Origin of the sequence: Bradyrhizobium manausense, assembly GCF_001440035.1 — a bacterium.
GTDB classification, from domain to species: Bacteria; Pseudomonadota; Alphaproteobacteria; order Rhizobiales; family Xanthobacteraceae; genus Bradyrhizobium; species Bradyrhizobium manausense.
The window spans coordinates 1-19,760 of record NZ_LJYG01000102.1 but is presented as its reverse complement, the minus strand read 5'-3'; the positions used below and the strand labels follow the sequence as shown (position 1 = coordinate 19,760).

At 63.7% G+C, this 19,760-nt stretch carries 16 protein-coding genes; 6 read left to right on the top strand and 10 right to left on the bottom strand.

What is annotated here, in order from left to right; all coding sequences use genetic code 11:
• Window positions 1-8: 8 nt before the first annotated feature.
• Genes AOQ71_RS26120 through AOQ71_RS26100 form a run of 5 tightly spaced genes read right to left on the bottom strand, consistent with a single transcriptional unit; the run spans window position 9 to window position 4,563 of the window.
• On the bottom strand, window positions 9-728 hold the full coding sequence (locus AOQ71_RS26120; RefSeq protein WP_057752956.1) for an ABC transporter ATP-binding protein: 720 nt from the start codon (window positions 726-728) through the stop codon (window positions 9-11).
• Window positions 718-1,449 carry an ABC transporter ATP-binding protein gene (locus AOQ71_RS26115; protein WP_057752955.1) on the bottom strand — a complete coding sequence of 244 codons (732 nt, stop codon included), beginning with the start codon at window positions 1,447-1,449 and terminating at the stop codon, window positions 718-720. The genes AOQ71_RS26120 and AOQ71_RS26115 overlap by 11 nt, the downstream gene beginning before the upstream one ends.
• Window positions 1,439-2,359, bottom strand: a complete 921-nt coding sequence (locus tag AOQ71_RS26110) for a branched-chain amino acid ABC transporter permease (protein WP_057752954.1) — start codon at window positions 2,357-2,359, stop codon at window positions 1,439-1,441. The genes AOQ71_RS26115 and AOQ71_RS26110 overlap by 11 nt, the downstream gene beginning before the upstream one ends.
• On the bottom strand, window positions 2,352-3,275 hold the full coding sequence (locus AOQ71_RS26105) for a branched-chain amino acid ABC transporter permease (protein ID WP_083514502.1): 924 nt from the start codon (window positions 3,273-3,275) through the stop codon (window positions 2,352-2,354). Before AOQ71_RS26105 ends, AOQ71_RS26110 begins: the two co-directional genes overlap by 8 nt.
• A gap of 40 nt (window positions 3,276-3,315) precedes the next feature.
• Window positions 3,316-4,563: an amino acid ABC transporter substrate-binding protein gene (locus AOQ71_RS26100; RefSeq protein ID WP_057752952.1), complete on the bottom strand. Its 1,248-nt coding sequence runs from the start codon at window positions 4,561-4,563 to the stop codon at window positions 3,316-3,318.
• Between the two features lie 206 nt (window positions 4,564-4,769).
• Between AOQ71_RS26100 and AOQ71_RS26095 the strand changes: the two genes are divergently transcribed.
• The 3 genes from AOQ71_RS26095 to AOQ71_RS26085 all read left to right on the top strand — a co-directional run bounded on the left by AOQ71_RS26095 (window position 4,770) and on the right by AOQ71_RS26085 (window position 7,367).
• The gene (locus AOQ71_RS26095; RefSeq protein ID WP_057752951.1) at window positions 4,770-5,183 is read left to right on the top strand and encodes a Zn-ribbon domain-containing OB-fold protein; all 414 of its coding nucleotides are present in this window, start codon (window positions 4,770-4,772) and stop codon (window positions 5,181-5,183) included.
• 3 nt (window positions 5,184-5,186) lie between these two features.
• Window positions 5,187-6,326, top strand: a complete 1,140-nt coding sequence (locus AOQ71_RS26090; RefSeq protein WP_057752950.1) for a thiolase C-terminal domain-containing protein — start codon at window positions 5,187-5,189, stop codon at window positions 6,324-6,326.
• 126 nt (window positions 6,327-6,452) lie between these two features.
• Window positions 6,453-7,367: an SDR family oxidoreductase gene (locus AOQ71_RS26085; RefSeq protein ID WP_057752949.1), complete on the top strand. Its 915-nt coding sequence runs from the start codon at window positions 6,453-6,455 to the stop codon at window positions 7,365-7,367.
• 114 nt (window positions 7,368-7,481) lie between these two features.
• On the opposite strand, the gene ppc is transcribed toward AOQ71_RS26085, so the two are convergent.
• Both ppc and AOQ71_RS26075 read right to left on the bottom strand, forming a co-directional pair.
• A complete protein-coding gene (gene ppc / locus AOQ71_RS26080; RefSeq protein WP_057752948.1) occupies window positions 7,482-10,274 on the bottom strand; it encodes a phosphoenolpyruvate carboxylase in 2,793 nt (930 codons plus the stop codon).
• Between the two features lie 132 nt (window positions 10,275-10,406).
• Window positions 10,407-10,811 (bottom strand): YccF domain-containing protein, encoded by a 405-nt coding sequence (locus AOQ71_RS26075; protein ID WP_057752947.1) that lies wholly within the window; start codon window positions 10,809-10,811, stop codon window positions 10,407-10,409.
• Between the two features lie 187 nt (window positions 10,812-10,998).
• Here AOQ71_RS26075 and glgX point away from each other — a divergent pair, with 187 nt between their 5' ends.
• Window positions 10,999-13,116 carry a glycogen debranching protein GlgX gene (gene glgX / locus AOQ71_RS26070; protein ID WP_057752946.1) on the top strand — a complete coding sequence of 706 codons (2,118 nt, stop codon included), beginning with the start codon at window positions 10,999-11,001 and terminating at the stop codon, window positions 13,114-13,116.
• Window positions 13,117-13,218: 102 nt separating this feature from the next.
• Here glgX and AOQ71_RS26065 read toward each other — a convergent pair whose 3' ends face one another.
• Window positions 13,219-14,763: an acyl-CoA synthetase gene (locus tag AOQ71_RS26065; RefSeq protein WP_057752945.1), complete on the bottom strand. Its 1,545-nt coding sequence runs from the start codon at window positions 14,761-14,763 to the stop codon at window positions 13,219-13,221.
• Between the two features lie 160 nt (window positions 14,764-14,923).
• Window positions 14,924-15,733 carry a crotonase/enoyl-CoA hydratase family protein gene (locus AOQ71_RS26060; protein ID WP_057752944.1) on the bottom strand — a complete coding sequence of 270 codons (810 nt, stop codon included), beginning with the start codon at window positions 15,731-15,733 and terminating at the stop codon, window positions 14,924-14,926.
• 105 nt (window positions 15,734-15,838) lie between these two features.
• On the opposite strand from AOQ71_RS26060, the gene AOQ71_RS26055 reads away from it, so the two are divergent.
• Both AOQ71_RS26055 and AOQ71_RS26050 read left to right on the top strand, forming a co-directional pair.
• Window positions 15,839-16,711, top strand: a complete 873-nt coding sequence (locus AOQ71_RS26055; RefSeq protein WP_057752943.1) for an SDR family oxidoreductase — start codon at window positions 15,839-15,841, stop codon at window positions 16,709-16,711.
• Window positions 16,712-16,826: 115 nt separating this feature from the next.
• Entirely contained in the window at window positions 16,827-18,404 is a 1,578-nt protein-coding gene (locus tag AOQ71_RS26050) for a fatty acid--CoA ligase (protein ID WP_057752942.1), read from the top strand.
• A gap of 362 nt (window positions 18,405-18,766) precedes the next feature.
• On the opposite strand, the gene AOQ71_RS43905 is transcribed toward AOQ71_RS26050, so the two are convergent.
• Window positions 18,767-19,760 (bottom strand): transposase (locus AOQ71_RS43905; RefSeq protein ID WP_083513880.1); only part of this gene is annotated, 994 nt, incomplete at its 5' end.

The window sequence follows — 19,760 nt, the reverse complement described above, 5'->3', positions numbered from 1 at the left end:
CTGCCGCGCTATTTCAATCCAAAATAGGCGCGCCGCAGCGCCTCGTTGTCGGTCATCTCGGCAACCGTGCCGGAAAAGCGAATGCGCCCGCCTTCCAGAACAAATACGCGGGTTGCCACTTCAAGGAAACCGATATTCTGCTCGGCGATCAAAAGCGCGATCCCGCGCCCCTGCAGGCCGTTCAGGATACGGATGACCTCCTTGACGAACAGCGGCGACAGCCCGGCCGAAGGCTCGTCCATGACGAGAAGCTTCGGCTCGGCCGCGAGCGCCTTGGCGATCCCGAGCATCTTGCGCTGCCCGCCTGACAGGCTGGAGGCAGCGTCGCGGCGCTTGTCGCGCAGCACGGGAAAGAGGCCATAGAGCTCGTCGAGGCGCCGGCGCGGGTTGGCATGTCCCAGCGCCTGGGCCCCCACCAGGATGTTCTCCTCGATCGACAGGTCAGGAAACACCGCGAGCTCCGACATGTAGGTCATGCCGAGCTTCATGCGGTCGCTGGAGCGCATATGTGCGATATTCTGGCCGCCGAGCGCGATGCTGCCGTGACGGGCCTCGACCAGGCCGACCAGCGATTTCAGGAACGTGGTCTTGCCGGCACCGTTGGCGCCGAGCAGCAGGACCGTCTCGCCGGACTTGACGTCGAGATCGACGCCCCACAGCACCTGCATGGTGCCGTAGCCCGCATCGACGCCTTGCGCCTGGAGAAGAGGCGTTGCTTCAGGCGGCATGCTCGCCTCCCAAAAACACCTCGATCACCTGCGGTTCCTTCACGGCCGCAGCGAGCTTACCCTCGAAGATTTCCCGTCCCGCATTGAGAACGATGACGCGGTCGGTGATGTGCTCGATGAAGCCCATCAGGTGCTCGACGACGATGATCGACATGCCGCCTGCCGCGAGCTGCTTGATCCGCTCGGCAATCCAGTGGAGCTCGGCGGGATTGAGCCCGGCGGCGAGCTCGTCGAGCAGCAGCAGGCGCGGTCGCGTCGCCAGGGCGCGGACCAGATCCAGCATCTTCTGCTGCGCACTGTTGAGATCGGCTGCCGGCCGATCGGCGACCGCGTCCAAACGATATTCGTCGAGCAGCGCATCGAGCGCCGGCGGCGTTCCGCCAATGTGGCCGTAGGCCAGGGCGACCCTGACGTTCTCCCGCACGGTCAGCGACATGAACGGCTTCGGCACCTGGAAAGTCCTGTTGATGCCGCGATGGACCAATTTGTGGGACGCAATGCCGCCGATGGGCTCGCCATCGAAAGCGACCTCGCCGCCATCGGGGGCGTAGAGACCCGAAATCACGTTGATCGCCGTGGTCTTGCCCGAACCATTCGGACCGACCAGCCCCAGCACCTCGCCGGGCGCGGCATGAAAGCTGAGGCCGTCGAGCGCGACGAAACCGCCGAAGCGCTTCACCAGCTTATCGACGCTGAGAATGGGTTTTGTGTCAGGGGACATGCCAGCCTCTCCGCGTCGCCAGCGAGACCAGCCCTGCCGGCAAGAACAACACCAACCCCATGATGAGAAGGCCGTAGATGAGCTGGAAATATTGCGGGGTCGTGAACCCGATCAGATTGTAGACGCCGTACAGGATCAGGACGCCGATGATCGGACCGGAGATCGTCGCGACACCTCCGAACAGCGCGAAGACGATCGCGAAGATGCTGAACTCGCCGCTGAAGACATTGTCGGGATAGAACACGGACACGTACCAGGCATAGATGCCGCCGGCGAGCCCCGCCACCAACGCCGAGGCCAGCCAGGCCGCGATGCGCATCTTGACGACGTTGACCCCCGCCATCGACGCGCTCACCGAATCCTCGCGAACGGCCTGCAGTGCAAGTCCGAAGCTCGAATTCTTCAGGAAGACGACACCGCCCACCGTCAATGTCAGCACCACCAGCGCCGCATCATAGGCGTGCGAGGGGTTGAACGTGCCCGTCAGCGACACGCCATACGGCCCCTTGGTGATGCCCTCCAATGCGGGATTGGCGACCAGGTGCAGCACAGCCAGCGACGCGGCGAGATTGGCAATGGCAAAATAGGCGCCGGAGAGCCGCAACAGCGGTGTCAGCAGCAGGCCGAGCAGCACGCCGACCAGCCCCGCCGCCAGCACGGCCACCAGCGCCGGCGACTGATAATGCATCACCAGCACCGCAAATCCGTAGGCGCCGGCCCCGAAGAAGCCGACATAGCCGAACGGCAGATAGCCGGTGAAGCCGTAGATGATGTTGACGCCCTGCGCGAGGATCAGGAACGTGACGAAATTGAACAACAGCAGATGGTTCTGGTAGAGGCCCGGCAACACCGCAAACACGGCGATCAACGGCACCAGAATGAACAGCACATGCTTGATGGCATTAGGCAACGCGCACCCGCCTTCCGAGCAGGCCGCTCGGACGTAGCAAGAGGATCAGGATCAGCAGCACATAGGGCAGAAGGTCCGCCCATGAGCTGAGATAGGTCTGCACCAGCATGTAGCAGACACCATAGACAACACCGCCGAGGGCCGTGCCGAGCGGATTGCCGAGCGAACCCAGCACGACGATCGCAAATGACGTCACCGTGGCGTCCGCGCCGAAGGCCGGCGTGATCGAGCCGAACATGAACGGCGCAAACACGCCCGCAACGGCAGCAAGCCCGAGTCCGATTCCGAACGCCGCGGCCGAGACACGATCGACATCGATGCCCGAGGCCAGCGCCTCGTCGCGTCGCGACATCACGGCGCGCGTCAAGGTGCCGAGCCGCGTGCGATAGAGATAGACGTAAACGAGACCGATCGCGACCAGGCTGATTCCGGCAGCAATCACCCACGGCGCGGGAAATCCCTGGCCGAGGATGCGGATCGGACCGTTCTGCGGCTTGCCGCCGAACAGCTGGACCTTGATGGTCGAGAACACCGTGCCGAGCAGCCGGCTCTGGATCGAGCGCTCGCTGGTGCCGGCGAAGATCGTGGTGATGGCTTCGACCACCTGCGACAGGCCGAAGAACAGGATGATCGACAGCATCTCGGGATTTGCCGATCCCTGCAGACGCGGCACCAGCACCCAATAAAGCAGCGTGCCGACCAGCAGAAACAGCACGAATGCCAGCGGCACCGCAAACAGCGGGTCGATTCCGGCCAGGGTGACGACGCCCAGCGCCACGAAGGCGCCGAGCATCAAGACGTCGCCATGCGCAAGGTTGACGATGCGCATGACGCCGAAGACGAGATTGAGCCCCATACCGACCAGGCTGAAATACAGCCCGAACAGGACGCCGGCGACCAACGCGTAGGTCAACATCAGCAGCCGACTCCCAGCACTTGCTCAGCGGGGTTTCCCGTCATGGACGCGGATAGACCGGCTTTCCGGTCGCCGTCTCATGGGGATAGATCGAGATGAACTTGAGATGCCCGTGATCGCCAAGCTCGAGCTGGCCGAGCGGCGTGAGCTCACCGATCTGACCGCCCATCTCGTCGAGCGCGAACGTGCCGTCCAGCGTTTGCAGCTGGTTGGACAGGCTGAAGGTTGCCTTGCGCAGCTCGAGCTGATCGAGGCTGGTCGCGACCGACAGGGTCTTTTCGATCACCAGAGCCGTGGTGTAGCCGGCGACCGAGTTGAAGCCGAACTCGACCTTGCCGTCAGGATATTTCTTGTTCCAGGCCGCTTTGTACTCGTCGATGTTCATGCCGAAATTCACCGGATATTTCAGCTCTTGCGGCGGCACGTAGGTGAAGACGTGCTCCAGTCCCTTCTCGCCGACGTTCTTCTCGAGCAGCTCGGTCTCCAGACCGGCGTAGATCGAGAACAGCATCTTGAAATTGACCCCGACGTCCTGAACGTTGCGAAGGAAGGCGATGTCGTTCGGCGCATAGCCGAAGTGAATCACCGCGTCCGGGTTGGTGTTGGCGATGTTGTTGATGATGACGGTGTAGTTGGTCGTCTCGGTGGGAACGCCCTGATCGTAGACGATCTCGATCGGCGCGCCCGATTCCTTGACGAACTTCCGGAAGGCATTGGCCTGCGTGCCCGTGAACTCGTTGGTCGCATAGAGGATCGCGACCTTCTTGATGCCGAGGCCAGGTCCATCATGCGAGACGAAATCGGCGACCGGTTTCGGCCAGACGGTCGACACCGGGTCTGCCATCAGGGCGATGTAGGGATTGTCCTTGGAGAAGAAGCTGGCGCCCGTGCCGGTCTGGTCGAACAGGAACATCTTGTGGTCGCGAGCAATCGCAACCGCAGGCGCGGTCAGCACCGAGCCGGAATCGGCAACCAGAAGATCGACCTTATCCTGGGTGATGAGCTGATTGTACAATGTCGCCGCGGTCGCCGTGTTGCTCTGGTCGTCATAGGCAACGAGCCTGATCGGGATCTTCTTGTCGAACGCCTTCACATAGACGCCGCCTTCGGCGTTCTTCTGTTCGACCCACAGCTTCAGCCCATAGTGAACCGGCATCGAGATCGAGGCATAGCGCCCGCTCGAGGCGTAGAGCGTTCCGATCTTGATCTCGGCCGGCGCATCCGCAGCAAGGGACGGCGCAGCGAAGGTCAGACCTGCAACCAGCGCAACGCCTACTGATCTTAACATGGAATCCTCCCGATCTCTTCTTGTCTCGGCACTTATGTACCGTGCGAACTTACTGGCACACAAGCACGCCGTCAGCAATTGTGCGCATGGTGGAATACGGGGCGTGCAGAGCTCAGTGCTGGACCGTTGACGCGCGATAGTCAATTGGCGCATCAAGATTGAAACACACGAGCATCGAGTTCTCGCCTTTGGGAGGAGCTGCCGACATGGCCGAACCGCAGCGCGCACGACCGAAACCAACGCCGGAGACCCAGCATTTCTGGGACGGCACCAAAGCGGGCGAGCTGCGCCTGCAACGCTGTGATGCCTGTGCGCATGTCTACTTTCCGCCGCGCCCGTTCTGCCCGTCCTGCGCCTCGCGCAAGGTCTCCATCTTCAAGGCGAGCGGCAAGGGTTTCCTCTACAGCTACGTCATCAACCACCGCCCTGCCGCGCCGGGCTTCACGCCGCCTTACGCGATCGCCGTCGTTGAGCTCGACGAGGGACCGCGGATGATGAGCAACATCATCGACTGCCCGCAGACGCCGGAGGCGCTCGCGCTCGACATGAAGCTTGAGGTCGCGTTCCAGCAGCTGGACGACAAGATCACCCTTCCCGTGTTCCGTCCGGCGAAGGGGTAAGCCATGCGCAAGAACCAGGTTGCCGTCGTCGGCGCGGCCGAGACCACCGAACTCGGAATCATCCCCAACGCCTCGCAGCTCCAGCTCCACGCGGATGCAGCACTCAATGCGATCGCCGATGCCGGACTGAAGCTCTCCGACATCGACGGCTTTGCCACCGCGGTCGAAACGCCACAGCAGGTCTGCCACTATCTCGGCATCAAGCCGACCTGGGTGGACGGCACGTCCGTCGGCGGCTGCTCGTTCATGCTGCACGTCCGCCATGCGGCCGCCGCGATCGAGGCTGGTCTTTGCAAGACCGTGCTGATCACCCATGCCGAGAGCGGAAAGTCGATGATCGGCAAGGCGCCGCGCTCGATCCCAGCCGACAGTCTGCAGGGCCAGTTCGAGGCGCCCCATGGCGTCTACGGCCCGCCCAGCATGTTCCCGATCCCCGTGCTGCGCTTCATGAAGACCTACGGCATCACCCATGAACAGCTCGCGTCGGTCGCCGTCGTGCAGCGCGAATGGGCAGCCAGGAATCCGCGGGCGATGATGAAGGATCCGATCACGGTCGCCGACGTGCTGAACTCGCGCATGATCGCCTATCCGTTCCGGCTGCTGCAGTGTTGCCTCGTCACCGACGGCGGCGGCGCGCTGATCCTGACCTCGGCCGACCGCGCCAGGGATTTTCCGCGCAAGCCCGTTTATATCATGGGCACCGGCGAGAGCGTGGAAACGCCGATGGTGAGCCAGATGGAGACGTTCAACTCCTCGCGCGCATTCAAGACCGCGGGACCGCTCGCGTTCAGGGAGGCCGGCATCGCGCACAAGGACGTCGATCACCTCATGATCTACGACGCCTTTGCGCATCTGCCGCTGTTCGGGCTCGGCGATCTCGGCTTCATGCCGTATGAGGAGACTGGCAAATTCATCGCTGATGGCAACACGCGACCCGGGGCTAAGCTTCCGCTCAACACCAATGGCGGCGGCCTCTCCTACATGCATTCGGGCATGTACGGCATGTACGCGCTGCAGGAGAGCGTGCGCCAGATGCGCGGCATCGCACCGGCGCAGGTAGCGAATGCGAAGATTTCCGTGTGCCATGGCGTCGGCGGCATGTTCGCGGCGTCAGGCACGATCGTGTTTACGAATGAGAGGTAACAGCCCGTCATTCCGGGGCGCGATTAGCGCGAACTATGGTGCGCGGTTGCGCACCTGAGAATCTCGAGATTCCGGGTCCTGTGCTTCGCACCATCCCGGAATGACGGACAAAACAGGAGGCACCACATGAGCAAATCACTGCAGGACAAGGTCATCATCGTCACCGGCGCAGGCCGCGGCATCGGGCGCGAGATCGCGCTGCTCTGTGCGGCTGAGGGCGCCAAGGTCGTCGTCAATGATCCAGGCGCCGCCGCCGACGGCGCCGGGTCGAGCGCGACGCCTGCTGAGGAAGTCGTCGAGGAGATCAAGAAGCGCGGCGGCACGGCGGTCGCCAATTTCGAGTCGGTCGCCGAAGCGATCCCCGCCAGCAAGATCGTGAAGACCGCGACCGATGCCTTCGGCAGGCTCGACGGTGTCGTCAACAATGCCGGCATCCTGCGCGACATGATCTTCCACAAGATGAGCGTTGAAGCGTTCGAGGCCGTCATCAAGGTGCATCTGATGGGCTCGTTCTATGTCAGCCACGCCGCGGCACGCATCTTCCGCGAGCAGGAAAGCGGCTCCTTCGTGCACTTCACCTCGACCTCGGGCCTGATCGGCAATTTCGGCCAAGCCAATTACGCCGCCGCCAAACTCGGCATCATCGGGCTGTCGAAATCCATCGCGCTCGACATGGGCCGCTTCAACGTGCGCTCCAACTGCGTGTCGCCGTTCGCCTGGACCCGCATGATCGGCACCATCCCGACCGAGACCGAGGCCGAGAAGGCGCGGGTCGAGAAGATCAAGCAGATGGGCCCGGAGAAGATCGCGCCGATCTGCGCCTATCTGCTCTCGGATGCCGCCAAGGACGTCACCGGACAGATCTTTGGCGCACGCATGAACGAGTTGTTCCTGTTCAGCCAGAACCGCCCGTTGCGCTCGGTCCATCGCAGCGAAGGCTGGACGCCGCAGTCGATCGCCGAACACGGCATGCCGGCGCTGAAGGGCTCGTTCTACAAGCTGGATCGCTCTGCGGATATTTTCCCCTGGGATCCGGTGTAACGCTGCGCCACCGTCATTCCGGGATGGTCCGAAGGACCAGACCACAGGTGCGCAATTGCGCACCGGGGAATCTCGAGATTCCGGGTTCGCCCTTCGGGCGCCCCGGAATGACGGCTACCCCGTATTCCTCAGCCCCGCCGAGATCCCGTTGATCGTCAGCTGAATTCCGCGCAGCACCTGCTCGTCCGGGTTCTGCGCGCGATGCTCCCTGAGCAGCTCGACCTGCACGTGGTTGAGCGGATCGAGATAGGGGAAGCGGTGACGCACCGAGCGCTCCAGCAGCGGGTTGCCCTGCAGCAGGCGGTCCTGCCCCATGATGTCGAGCAGCGTCTCGATGCAGGAATGCCATTCGCGGCGGATGCGGCCGAAGATTTTTTCGCGCAGCGCCTCATCGGGCACCAGCTCGGCATAGCGCGAGGCGATCGCGATCGAGCTTTTCGCCAGCACCATGTCCATGTTCGACAGCAGCATGCGGAAGAACGGCCATTCCCCGTAGAGCTCTTTCAGGAACGGCATGCCCTTGTCCGGATGTTCAGTGATCCACTGCTCGACCGCGCTGCCGAAGCCGTACCAGCCCGGCAGCATCAGCCGGCATTGCGCCCAGGAGAACACCCAGGGGATCGCGCGCAAATCCTCGATCGCGCGGGTCTTCTTGCGCGAGGCCGGACGGCTGCCGATGTTCAGCGTCGCGATCTCGTTGATCACGGTCGAGGACCAGAAATAATCGACGAAGCCCTCGGTCTCGTAGACAAGCCCGCGGTATGCCTTGAAGGCGAGATTCGAAAGCTCGTCCATCGCGATCAGATATTCGCGGCGCGGCGCGCTCTCGCGCGGCCGCAACAGGCTCGCATCCAACGTCGCCGCAGCCAGGATCTCCAGATTGTTGCGTCCGACTTCGGCGTTGGAATATTTCGACGAGATGATCTCGCCCTGCTCGGTGATGCGGATCTGGCCGTTCACGGCGCCGCCCGGCTGGGCGACGATGGCGTCGTAGCTCGGCCCGCCGCCGCGGCCGACCGAGCCGCCGCGGCCGTGGAAAAGGCGCAGCCGCACATGATGACGCTCGAATACCTCGACGAGCCCGATCTCGGCCTTGTAGAGCTCCCAGCCCGAGGTGACGAAGCCGCCATCCTTGTTGCTGTCGGAATAGCCGAGCATGACTTCCTGCACGCTGCCACGGCTGTCGACGAGGCGGCGATAATCGTGCAGCGACAGCATGCGGTCCATGATGCCTGAAGAGGCCTGCAGATCCTCGATGGTCTCGAACAGCGGCACGATGTTGATGGCGCTGCGCCCGGAGGGATGGACGAGGCCGACCTCCTTGAGCAACACCGCGACCTCGAGCATGTCGGACATGCCCTTGCACATCGAGATGATGCATTGGGGAATCGCGTCCGAGCCGAACTTCGCATGCGCCTCCGCAGCGGCATGGAAGACGTTGAGCTCGCCCATGGTCTCATCGCTGTACTTGACGAAGGGCGAGACCAGCGCGCGCGTCGAGCGCAATTCGTTGGTGAGGAGCGAGATGCGCGCCTCCTCGCCGAGCGCGAGATAGGACATTCCGGGGTTGGCGGCGTCGATCAGCTCGGCAATGGTGCGTTCATGCACCGCCGAGTTCTGGCGGATGTCGAGCCGCGCCAAATGGAAGCCGAAGCAATCCACCGCGCGCCGCAGCAGCCGCAGCCGGCCGCGCGCGATGACGCGAGCGTTGTTGGAGATCAGCGAGCGATGCAGCACGTCGAGATCGGCTTGCAGCTCCTTGACGCTCTGATAGGGCGCGCCCTTGCCGACCGGCCGGCGGGTGATCTCGACCTCGAGCTTCTCGGCCGTGGCGGTCAGGCGCGCATAGATGCCTGAGACCGCAAGGCGATAGGGCTCGCCGCTCCGGTGCGGCGAGGTGTCGGGCGAGCGCTCCGCGAGGTTACGCAGCTCCTCGGAGACATCGGCGAGATGGGCGGCGATCGACAATTCCGAGCCGAGCACGTGGAGCTCGTTCAGATAGAATTGCATCACACGGCTCGACTGCAGCCGCAGCGTGCCGCGCATCACGTCGGCGGTGACGAACGGATTGCCGTCGCGGTCGCCGCCGATCCAGCTGCCCATGCGCAAGAACGAAGCGAGCTCGCTGGCGGCCTGCTCGCCGCCCTCCTCCAGCCGGTCTTCCAGCGCGTTCACCAGCCGCGGCACCTCGCGCAGGAAGGTGTAGTCGTAGAACGACAGGCCGTTGGCGACCTCGTCGAGCACGGTGAGCTTGGTGCGGCGGAGCAGATTGGTCTGCCACAGCGTCAGCACCTCGCGGCGAAGCTGCTCGTCGCTGGCGGCGGCCTCGTCCGCGGTCAGCGCGACCCGCTCGCGGCGGTCGAGCAGCGCGGCGATCTCCATCTCGCGGTCCATGGTGCTCTTGCGACGGACTTCGGTCGGATGCGCGGTCAGCACCGGGCTGACCAGCGCGGTCTTGAAGAAGCCGCGCAGCGCGTCGGCGCCGATGCCGGCGGCCTTGGCCTTGGCCAATGTTTGCGCCAGCACGCCGGAGCCGTTGGCCGCGCTGCGGCTGCGCATCTGGCGGATGTTGTTCTGGTCCTCGGCGATGTTGGCGAGGTGGGAGAAATAGCTGAAGGCGCGGACGATCCGAACCGTCTCCGAGGTCGACATGCTGTCGAGGATCTGCTCGAGCTCACGGCGGGCAATCCGGTCCTCGTCGCGGTGGAACCGGATCGAGGTCTGCCTGATGCGCTCGACCAGGTCGAACACGTCGGCACCTTCCTGGTCGCGCACCGTGTCGCCCAGGATGCGTCCGAGCAGGCGGATATCGTCGCGCAGCCGGGCATCGGCCTCCAGGGCCTGTACGTCCTCAGGCCGGTTGGGGCGAAGATCGCCAGCATCGGATGGTACAGTCTGGAGGGACATGGCTCGCTCCTTTTTCTAGAGCTCCCAATGGCTCCCCGGCGGACCGAGTGTGCGATATTTTTCTGCCGCAGTGCAAGACGAAGTTGGGGGCGGTGCACACACACCGCCGCTGGGGCCGGCGGCCCGGCAGAGTCAGGCCGGCACGATCACCTTGCCGATCGGCCACAGCGCGATGCCGGCGAGCTTCAGATGGGCCCAAGCAAAGGGAAGGCCGATGATGGTGATGGCGAAGAGCACGGCGGTCAGGAGGTGGCCGAGCGCCAGCCACCAGCCGGCCAGAACGAGCCAGATGATGTTGCCGATCACGCCGAGGGCACCGGTGCCGATGTCGCTCATGCCGGTGACCTCGTCACGGCTGACCGCGCGCGAGCCGAACGGCAGCAGCGTGTAGATGGCGATGTTGAACGCCGCCCGCGCCCAGGGCAGCCCGATGATGGTGATGGCCATGATCACTGAAGCCACCAGCCAGCCGAAGGCCATCCAGGCCCCGCCGATGAGAATCCAGATCAGGTTGAGCAGGATGGAAACTGGGGACATGAGTTTAAGAACCCTGGGATGATCCGGAGGCCAATGACCCCACTTATATAAGTGGGAAAATCGTCGCTGCGAAGGCGGCACCCACTTCATCGAATTGACGCACGCATTGCCCAGAATGGCACGGCGTTTGAAACATTCGGGGCGCAATGGCATTGCCGTCGCGGCCATCGGGGCCTAGGGGGGGCGCATGTCCGATTTCGTCATCGAGGAAGGCCTGCCCTATCCACTGGGTGCCCATTGGAGCGGCAACGGCACCAACTTCGCGGTATTTTCAGCCAATGCCACCAAGGTGGAAGTCTGCCTGTACGATGGCGATCGCGAGACGCATCGCTTCGAGCTGCCGGAATATACCGATCAAGTCTTCCATGGGTACATCAGCGGCGTCGGCCCCGGCACCTTTTATGGCTACCGCGTCCACGGGCCCTATCAGCCCGACGCCGGTCATCGCTTCAATCCCAACAAGCTGCTGCTCGATCCCTATGCCCGCGCCCATGCCGGGAGCCTGACCTGGAATCCGGCCGTGTTCGGCTACATCATGGAGACGGGCGACGACACGACCTTCGACGAACGCGACAGCGCGCCCTTCATGCCGAAATGCGTCGTGGTCGATCCTGATTTCGACTGGCAGGCCGAGGCGGCGCGCCAGAACGTCCATTGGGACGAGACCATCGTCTACGAGACCCACGTCAAGGGTTTTACGAAGAAGCATCCTGCGGTGCCCGACAACCTGCGCGGCACCTATGCCGGCTTCGCGGCGCCCGAGATGATCGCGCATCTGACATCGCTCGGCGTGACCTCGATCGAGCTGCTGCCGGTCCATTCCTTCATCAACGACGACAATCTTCTGAAGAGGAACCTGGTCAATTACTGGGGCTACAACACCATCGGCTTCTTCGCACCCGACCCGCGCTACGCCTCCGACGTGCCGAATTCCTTGCGCGAGTTCAAGGAGATGGTCTCGAAGCTGCACGGCGCAGGCCTCGAGGTGATCCTCGACGTCGTCTACAACCACACCGCCGAAGGCAACGAGCTTGGGCCGACCCTATCCTTCAAGGGCATCGACAATGCGAGCTATTATCGCCTGCTGCCCGACCGGAAGCGCTATTACATCAACGACACCGGCACCGGAAACACCGTCAACCTGTCGCATCCGCGCGTGATCCAGATGGTGATGGACAGCTTGCGCTACTGGGCCGGCCATATGCATATCGACGGCTTCCGCTTCGACCTCGGCACCATTCTCGCACGCGAGGTCTACGGCTTCGACGAGCAGAGCGGATTTCTCAAGGCAATGGATCAGGATCCGCTGCTGTCGACCGTCAAGCTGATCGCCGAGCCCTGGGACTGCGGACCCGGCGGCTACCAGGTCGGCGGCTTCCCGCCCGGCTGGGCGGAGTGGAACGACAAATATCGCGACACGGTGCGCGATTATTGGCGTGGCGAGGCGCCGCCCTCCGCCCTCGCCTCGCGGCTGCTCGGCTCCGGCGACATCTTCGGCCGCTGGGGCGGCCGTCGCTCATGGGCCAGCGTCAACTTCATCACGGCTCATGACGGTTTTACGCTGAACGATTGGGCGAGCTACAACGACAAGCACAACGAAGCCAATGGCGAGGGCAACCGCGACGGTAATTCCAGCAACCGCTCCTGGAATTGCGGCGTCGAAGGCCCGACGGACAACCAGGAGATCGTCGCCCTGCGCGAGCGGCAGAAGCGAAACATGCTGGCGACCCTTTTGCTCTCGCAGGGAACGCCGATGCTGCTCGGCGGCGACGAGTTCGGCCGCACCCAGCAGGGCAACAACAACGCCTATTGCCAGGACAGCGATATCTCCTGGTTCGACTGGACCATGGGCGAGCATGCGCAGAAGCTGCTCGCCTTCACCAAGCGGGTGATCCAGCTGAGGCGCGACTATCCGATCCTGCGCCGCAGCCGCTTCCTTACCGGCGTGCACGATGCGCAGCTCGACATCCGCGATGTCGTCTGGATCAACGCCAATGGCAGCGAGATGTCGAACGGCGAATGGGAGAGCGGCTGGCTGAAATGCTTCGGCGCCGTGCTTGACGGCCGTGCACGCAAGACGGCCATCCCGCGCCACGGCGAGGACGACAGCGTGCTGATCATCCTCAACAGCTATGAGGGCGAGGTCGACTTCAAGCTGCCGCACACCACGGCCGGACCGTGCTGGTCGCTGCTGCTCGACACCAATGCCGCCGACGGCGCATCCGGCGTCCGGTTCGACTTCGACAGCGTCTACAAGGTGCCGGGCCGGTCGTTCCTGCTGTTCGTCGGCGGAGAGCTGGTTTAGAGGTCAGCCCGTAGCCCGGATGGAGCGCAGCGAAATCCGGGCCTTTGCATCCGGAGAGTTAAGTCCCGGATTGCGCTTCGCTCCATCCGGGCTACAGGGCGTTTAAATCTTCCGCCCCGCCTGCTCCCAATAGGGATCGCGCAGGCGGCGTTTGAAGATTTTTCCGGAGTCCTCGCGCGGCAGGCCCGTGCGGATCTCGATATGCTTCGGGACCTTGTAGTCGGCGAGTGAACTCTTCAATCGCGCACGGATGTCGGCGACACCGAGCGTGACGCCCGGTTGCGGCTCGACCACCGCCATCAGCGCCTCGCCGAACTCGGCATCGGGGATGCCGAACACGGCGCAATCATGCACGCCCGGGATGGCATGCAGCACCGACTCGATCTCGGCCGGATAGATGTTGACGCCGCCTGATATCACCATGTCGCGCTTGCGGTCGCAGATGAAGACGTAACCATCTTCGTCGATATAGCCGACGTCGCCCGAGGTGATGAAACCGTCGCGGTCGATTTCGGCGCGCTTCTCCGGCTTGTTGTGGTAGGTGAAGTCGGCAAGCCCCGCCATGCGGGAATAGATCTCGCCGATCTCGCCGACGCCGAGCAGGCGGCCGTCGTCGCCGATGAAGCGCAGCTCGGCGCCGGGTGAGATCTTGCCGACCGTTCCCGGCTTCCTGAGCGCGTCCTCGGAGGTCGCGAAGGTGACGGCGCTGGATTCGGTCGAGCCGTAGAATTCATAGATCACCGGCCCCCACCACTCGATCATGGCGCGCTTGACGTCCGCCGGACAGGGCGCGGCCGCGTGAATGACGTGACGGAGCGAGGAGACGTCGTACTTCTTGCGGACCTCCTCCGGCAGTTTCATCAGGCGGATAAACATGGTCGGCACCATGAAGATGGTGTCGATCTTGTATCGCTCGATCAGCTCGAGAAACTCTTCCGCCTCGAAGCGCGGCATCAAGACCAGCGCGCCGCCGAGCTTGCCTGCGCGGATACCGAACGAGTTCGGCGCGGAGTGATAGAGCGGACCTGGCAGGATCGCGCGGGCGCCAGGTTTCAACCCGTAGATCGTCGCACGCATACGCTCGCCGGCCGCCTGCTGCTCCGGCGTCGGGGCGTTGCGACGTACACCCTTGGGATGACCTGTCGTGCCTGACGTGTAGATCATGTTCATCGGCTGCGGCACGACCGGGCCGTCATAGGGCTGATACTGCGCGAGCCAGGACTCGAAATCGATTGCGAAGTCCGGCGTCTCGAGGTGATCGGGATCGATCTTGTAGGTCTTCAGGATTTCCGGTGGCGTCGGCACACTGAGCACGGTGACGCCATCAGGAATCGCATCGCGCAAGGCATGCAGCATGTCAGCATGTCCGATCAGTACGGAGGTGCCGGTGTCACCGAGGATGTAGTTGATCTCCTCCGGCTTGAAGTGCCAGTTGATCGGCACGCCGTAGGCCCCAAGCCGCATCGCGGCGTAGGCGGCCTCGAGGAAGGCGATGTCGTTGCGCATCAGCATGCAGACGCAATCACCTTGCTTGACGCCCGACATGGCGAGCCCGGAGGCGATGCGGTCGGCGCGATCGGCGACCTCGGTGTGGGCACGGCGGCGGTCGCCGGAGACGATGCCGAGGAACTTGGACGTTTCGTTCATTCTTGTTTTCCGATCTTTCGTCGGGTTTCGACAGAGGCACAATCATGGTCGTCATTCCGGGGCGATGCGAAAGCATCGAACCCGGAATCCATGTCACGGCAGAGAATGCGGCGGGATGGATTCCGGGCCTGCGGCTGCGGCGCATCCCGGAATGACGAACTCAATCCGCATACTTCGCGGCGCGCTTCTCCAGGTTCGACCGCACCGCTTCGGTCTGGTTCGGGCTGCCGATCAGCTTCTGCTGCTCGACTGACTCCGCAAGCAGCGCAGGTCCTGGATCGACCGAGAGATTGTTCAGCAGTCGCTTGGCGGCGCGGATCGCATCGGGGCTCTTGCCGGCGATCTCACGCGCGACTTCGAGCGCCGCAGCGCGCGGATCGTCGCAGATGCGAGTGGCGAGACCGTAACTCATCGCTTCCTGCGCGGAGAAGATGCGGCCCGTGTAGGTGAGGTCGCGCAGGATGTCGTCGCGCACGAGGCTCGCCAGGATCGGCGTGCCTGCCATGTCAGGCACGAGGCCCCATTTGATTTCCATGATCGACATCCGCGCATCGGCGCTCAGGAAGCGCATGTCGGCGCCGAGCGAGAGCTGGAAGCCGCCACCGAAGGCAACGCCGTGCACGGCCGCAATCACCGGAACCGGAAGCTGGCGCCAGCCCCACACCGCTTGCTGCGGAAAGTTGGCCTGGCCATGCGTGCGCTTGGTGAGATCGCGATTTTCGCCACCCGGAATTCCGTTGCCGCCCTTCTCCTTCATGGCGGCAAAACGTCCCATGTCGAGACCAGCGCAGAAGGCGCGGCCCTCGCCTGACAGCACGACAGCGCGTACGCCTTTTTCCCTCGAAAGACGCTCGGTTGCCCCGACAAGCGCCTCGAACATGGCTTGATCCAGCGCATTCATCTTGTCGGCGCGCACCAGGCGCACGTCGGCAACGCCTTCCGAGATCGAGATCGAGACGCGCTCTTCCATGGATGAATTCTCCCTTGTTCTTGTTCGGTGCCGCTTTACAGAAAGCTGACGGCCGGATTTAGTCAATCGACCAATTAACTGACGATACGTACGGGAGAAACAGCCATGTTCAAGGAAAATCTTCTGGCTGGTCGGCGCATTCTCGTGACCGGCGGCGGCACCGGGCTCGGCAAGTCGATGACGGCGCGCTTCCTCGAACTCGGCGCCGAGGTGCACATCTGCGGCCGGCGCAAGATCGTCTGCGACGAGACGGCGATCGAGCTGATGGGTGAGTATGGCGGCCGCGTCACCAGCCACGGTGTCGATATCCGCAACGCCCTTGCGGTCGAGGAGATGGTCGACAACATCTTTCGCGAGGCGCCGCTGACCGATCTCATCAACAACGCCGCCGGCAATTTCATCTCGCGCACGGAAGAGCTGTCGCCGCGCGGCTTCGATGCGGTCGCCAACATCGTCATGCACGGCACGTTCTACGTCACCCATGCGGTCGGCAAGCGCTGGATCGCGCTGAAGCAGCCCGGCAACGTCGTCTCGATCACCACGACCTGGGTGCGCAACGGCTCGCCCTATGTGGTGCCGTCGGCCATGAGCAAGTCGGCGATCCACGCCATGACGATGTCGCTGGCCACCGAATGGGGACGCCACGGCATCCGCCTCAACACCATCGCACCCGGGGAAATTCCGACCGAAGGCATGAGCAAGCGCATCAAGCCCGGTGACGAGGCCGGCGCGCGCACCAAGGCGATGAATCCGATGGGCCGGGTCGGGACCATGGAGGAGCTGCAGAACCTCGCGGTGTTCCTGATCTCCGGCGGCTGCGACTGGATCAATGGCGAGACCATCGCCATGGACGGCGCCCAGGCGCTTGCGATGGGCGGCAATTTCTACCAGCTCCGCGACTGGAGCGACGACGACTGGAAGACCGCGCGCGAAAGCATCATGGCGCAGAACGAGAAGGACCGGGCGAAGCGGGGGTAATCCTCTCTCTCGTCGTCCTGGCGAAAGCCAGGACGATGGTGGGGCACCACCTTGTCTTCACCCGCGGATGACGCCACACTCCCCAGCCATAAAAACAAAACACCGCGGGAGAAACATGTCTACACAGCCATTGGCTGACCTCGCCGACATGGTGCGCGAGCGCGCCAGGAGCCGCGGCAACGCGATCGCCTTCGAGTTTGAGGGCCGCGTGACCAGCTTTGCCGAACTCGACGTCAACACCAACAAGGTCGCCAACGCGCTTCTCGCGATGGGCGTGAAGAAGGGCGACCGCATCGCCTATCTCGGCAAAAACAGCGATGTCTATTTCGAGCTGCTGATGGGCGCGATGAAAGCCGGCGTGGTGATGGCGCCGGTGAACTGGCGGCTCGCAGGACCCGAGGTCGCCTTCATCGTTTCCGACTGCAAAGCGCCCGTGCTGTTCGTGGGACCGGAATTCATCACGCAAATCCGTCAGATCAGGGACCAAATCCCGGGCGTGCGCACGATCATCACGACCGAGGGCGGCGCGCCGGAGTGGCAGGATTTCACGGCCTGGCGGGACGCGCAGAGCGGCGACGACCCGAAGGTTGCGATCGCTACCCGCGACATCGCGATCCAGCTCTACACGTCAGGCACCACGGGCAAGCCGAAGGGCGCGATGCTGAGCCATGCGAACTTCCTCAACCTCGTGCAGACAGGCAATGCCGAGGACAAGCCGGAATGGAACCGGTGGTCGACCGACGACGTATCGCTGGTCGCGATGCCGATCTTCCACATCGGCGGCTCGGGCTGGGGCGTGATGGGGCTCTATCACGGCGCTCGCGGCGTGATCGCGCGCGAGTTCGATCCGACCAAGGTGCTGGATTTCTTCGAGCAGTCGGGCATCACCAAACTCTTCATGGTGCCGGCAGCGATGCAGTTCGTGGTGCGGCAGCCGCGCGCCAAGACGGTGGATTTCTCCAGGCTGAAATACATGCTGTACGGCGCCTCCCCCATTCCGGCGGCGCTGCTGAAGGAATGCATCGAGGTCTTCAAATGCGGCTTCGTGCAGATGTACGGCATGACCGAGACGACAGGCACTATCGTCGCACTGCCGCCGGAGGACCATATCGAGGGCCTCGAGCGGATGCGCTCGGCCGGCAAGGCGCTGCCGGGCGTCGAGATCGCAATCCTCGATGCCGACGGCAAGCCGCTGCCGCCGCGTCAGGTCGGCGAGATCGCGACGCGCTCCGGCTCCAACATGGCCGGCTATTGGAACTTGCCGGAGGCGACCGCCGCAACACTGCGCAGTGACGGCTGGCTGCGCACGGGTGATGCCGGCTACATGGACGAGGACGGCTACCTCTACATCCACGATCGCATCAAGGACATGATCATCTCCGGCGGCGAGAACATCTACCCCGCCGAAGTCGAGAGCGCCCTGTGCGATCATCCTGACGTCGCCGAAGCCGCGGTGATCGGGGTGCCCGACGACACCTGGGGCGAGGCGGTCAAGGCCGTCGTGGTGATGAAGCCGGGCAAGCAGGCAACCGCCACCGACATCATCAATTTCACCCGGACGCGCATCGCCGGCTACAAGACGCCGAAGAGCGTGGAGTTCTTGCCGGCGCTGCCGCGCAATCCGAGCGGCAAGATCCTGCGGCGGCAGTTGAGGGAGCCGTATTGGGCGGGGAAGGATCGACGGGTGAATTGATCCACAGGAGACGAAACGATCCACGGTCCCTCAACGGTGACATTTCTGGATTGCTTCGCTTCGCTCGCGATGACGGTGTGGAGACAGAGGTGCACCTCTCTCCTCCGTCATTGCGAGGAGCCCTTGCGACGAAGCAATCCAGACTGCCTCCACAACAAGCGGTGCCGTAGGACCTCCTACCCTTCGTCAAGGGTGGGAGTCCCTGACAGATAACTATAGCACCGTGCTCGACGCTATCCAGGACGCTTCGCGCCGGCTTTGCCGGTGCCTATGGCATCCTGGACAGCGTCTGCGCGCGGCGCTCTTGCGTTCGGCAGGTCGGGACGAAGGAACGGTCGCATGCGGCCGAACAAAGGAACGGCTCAGCCTGCTGCCGAGATCTTCGCGCTGTTGTGGTCTGCGTCGTAGGGCGTCTGGTGCTTGAGCGTCGCGCACAAGGCAAAGAGCAGGCGATCTCCCACACCACGCAGCGCACGCGCATGGCCGTGTCCGCGCTGCCGCAAAGCATCATAGCGTCGCCGGGCTGCGGCGTCGTATTGAAGCGCGCCGCGCGACCAGTGATGAACGGCGCTTTGCAGCCGCCTGTTGCAGGCCAGGCGGCGGATCACGAAGCGTTGCTTGCCGCTTTGCCGCGTCACCGGTGCGACCCCTGCCAAGGCGCGCAAGGCGTGGTAGTCTCGTCTGCGCAGAGGCTCGGTGGCCTCGACGAGCAGTGTGGCAAGAACGATCCTGCCGATTCCCGGCCAGGAGCGAAGGATCGCCACGTCACACTGCTCGGGATTCTGCCCCGCGGGGCTCTCCTGTTCTTCGAGCTTGGCGCACAGGCGGTCCAGGCTGTGCTGCGCTTCCTTGATTTGCTGATTGACCAGGCGCAGACGGGCCGCGAGGCTGCGGATATGCACGCACGCAGCCTCCGTCGTGCCCGGTGCCACGAGCAGGGGTGTCTCGCGCAAAGTCTTGAGCACCGTCGCCGCATCGAGGCGGCGGATACGATAGGCGCTGAGGATGCGCGCGATCGCCTTGTCGCTGGCCTTGGCCGCGCTGTCCGGCGTCGGCACCTTTTGCCAAAGTGCCAGGAACCAGTCGTCGGCGACATCGTCGGTCAGCTTGGCCGCTTGGGGATAGTACCGCCACAACTGCTGACGCAGGCGATTGGCAAGCCGCGTGCGCTCCTGCTGCAGCTCCTCCGCCATGCGCGACCACTCGCGCAGCTCGATCACCACCGGATTGTCGGCCGCAAGCTGGCGGAAGGCCGCACAGTCCGTACGCAATGAGCTTCCGAGCACATGAGCGTCGCGGCGATCATCCTTGGCACCGGCCACCGTGAAGCGATCCCGGAAGCGGTCGAGTTGCTTG

What these genes read in the sequence shown, in the direction of transcription:
- AOQ71_RS26120 (WP_057752956.1), bottom strand. Translation starts at nt 728, where the DNA reads ATGCCGCCTGAAGCAACGCCTCTTCTCCAGGCGCAAGGCGTCGATGCG.
- AOQ71_RS26115 (WP_057752955.1), bottom strand. Translation starts at nt 1,449, where the DNA reads ATGTCCCCTGACACAAAACCCATTCTCAGCGTCGATAAGCTGGTGAAG.
- AOQ71_RS26105 (WP_083514502.1), bottom strand. Translation starts at nt 3,275, where the DNA reads ATGTTGACCTACGCGTTGGTCGCCGGCGTCCTGTTCGGGCTGTATTTC.
- AOQ71_RS26100 (WP_057752952.1), bottom strand. Translation starts at nt 4,563, where the DNA reads ATGTTAAGATCAGTAGGCGTTGCGCTGGTTGCAGGTCTGACCTTCGCT.
- AOQ71_RS26095 (WP_057752951.1), top strand. Translation starts at nt 4,770, where the DNA reads ATGGCCGAACCGCAGCGCGCACGACCGAAACCAACGCCGGAGACCCAG.
- AOQ71_RS26090 (WP_057752950.1), top strand. Translation starts at nt 5,187, where the DNA reads ATGCGCAAGAACCAGGTTGCCGTCGTCGGCGCGGCCGAGACCACCGAA.
- AOQ71_RS26085 (WP_057752949.1), top strand. Translation starts at nt 6,453, where the DNA reads ATGAGCAAATCACTGCAGGACAAGGTCATCATCGTCACCGGCGCAGGC.
- ppc (WP_057752948.1), bottom strand. Translation starts at nt 10,274, where the DNA reads ATGTCCCTCCAGACTGTACCATCCGATGCTGGCGATCTTCGCCCCAAC.
- AOQ71_RS26075 (WP_057752947.1), bottom strand. Translation starts at nt 10,811, where the DNA reads ATGTCCCCAGTTTCCATCCTGCTCAACCTGATCTGGATTCTCATCGGC.
- glgX (WP_057752946.1), top strand. Translation starts at nt 10,999, where the DNA reads ATGTCCGATTTCGTCATCGAGGAAGGCCTGCCCTATCCACTGGGTGCC.
- AOQ71_RS26065 (WP_057752945.1), bottom strand. Translation starts at nt 14,763, where the DNA reads ATGAACGAAACGTCCAAGTTCCTCGGCATCGTCTCCGGCGACCGCCGC.
- AOQ71_RS26060 (WP_057752944.1), bottom strand. Translation starts at nt 15,733, where the DNA reads ATGGAAGAGCGCGTCTCGATCTCGATCTCGGAAGGCGTTGCCGACGTG.
- AOQ71_RS26055 (WP_057752943.1), top strand. Translation starts at nt 15,839, where the DNA reads ATGTTCAAGGAAAATCTTCTGGCTGGTCGGCGCATTCTCGTGACCGGC.
- AOQ71_RS26050 (WP_057752942.1), top strand. Translation starts at nt 16,827, where the DNA reads ATGTCTACACAGCCATTGGCTGACCTCGCCGACATGGTGCGCGAGCGC.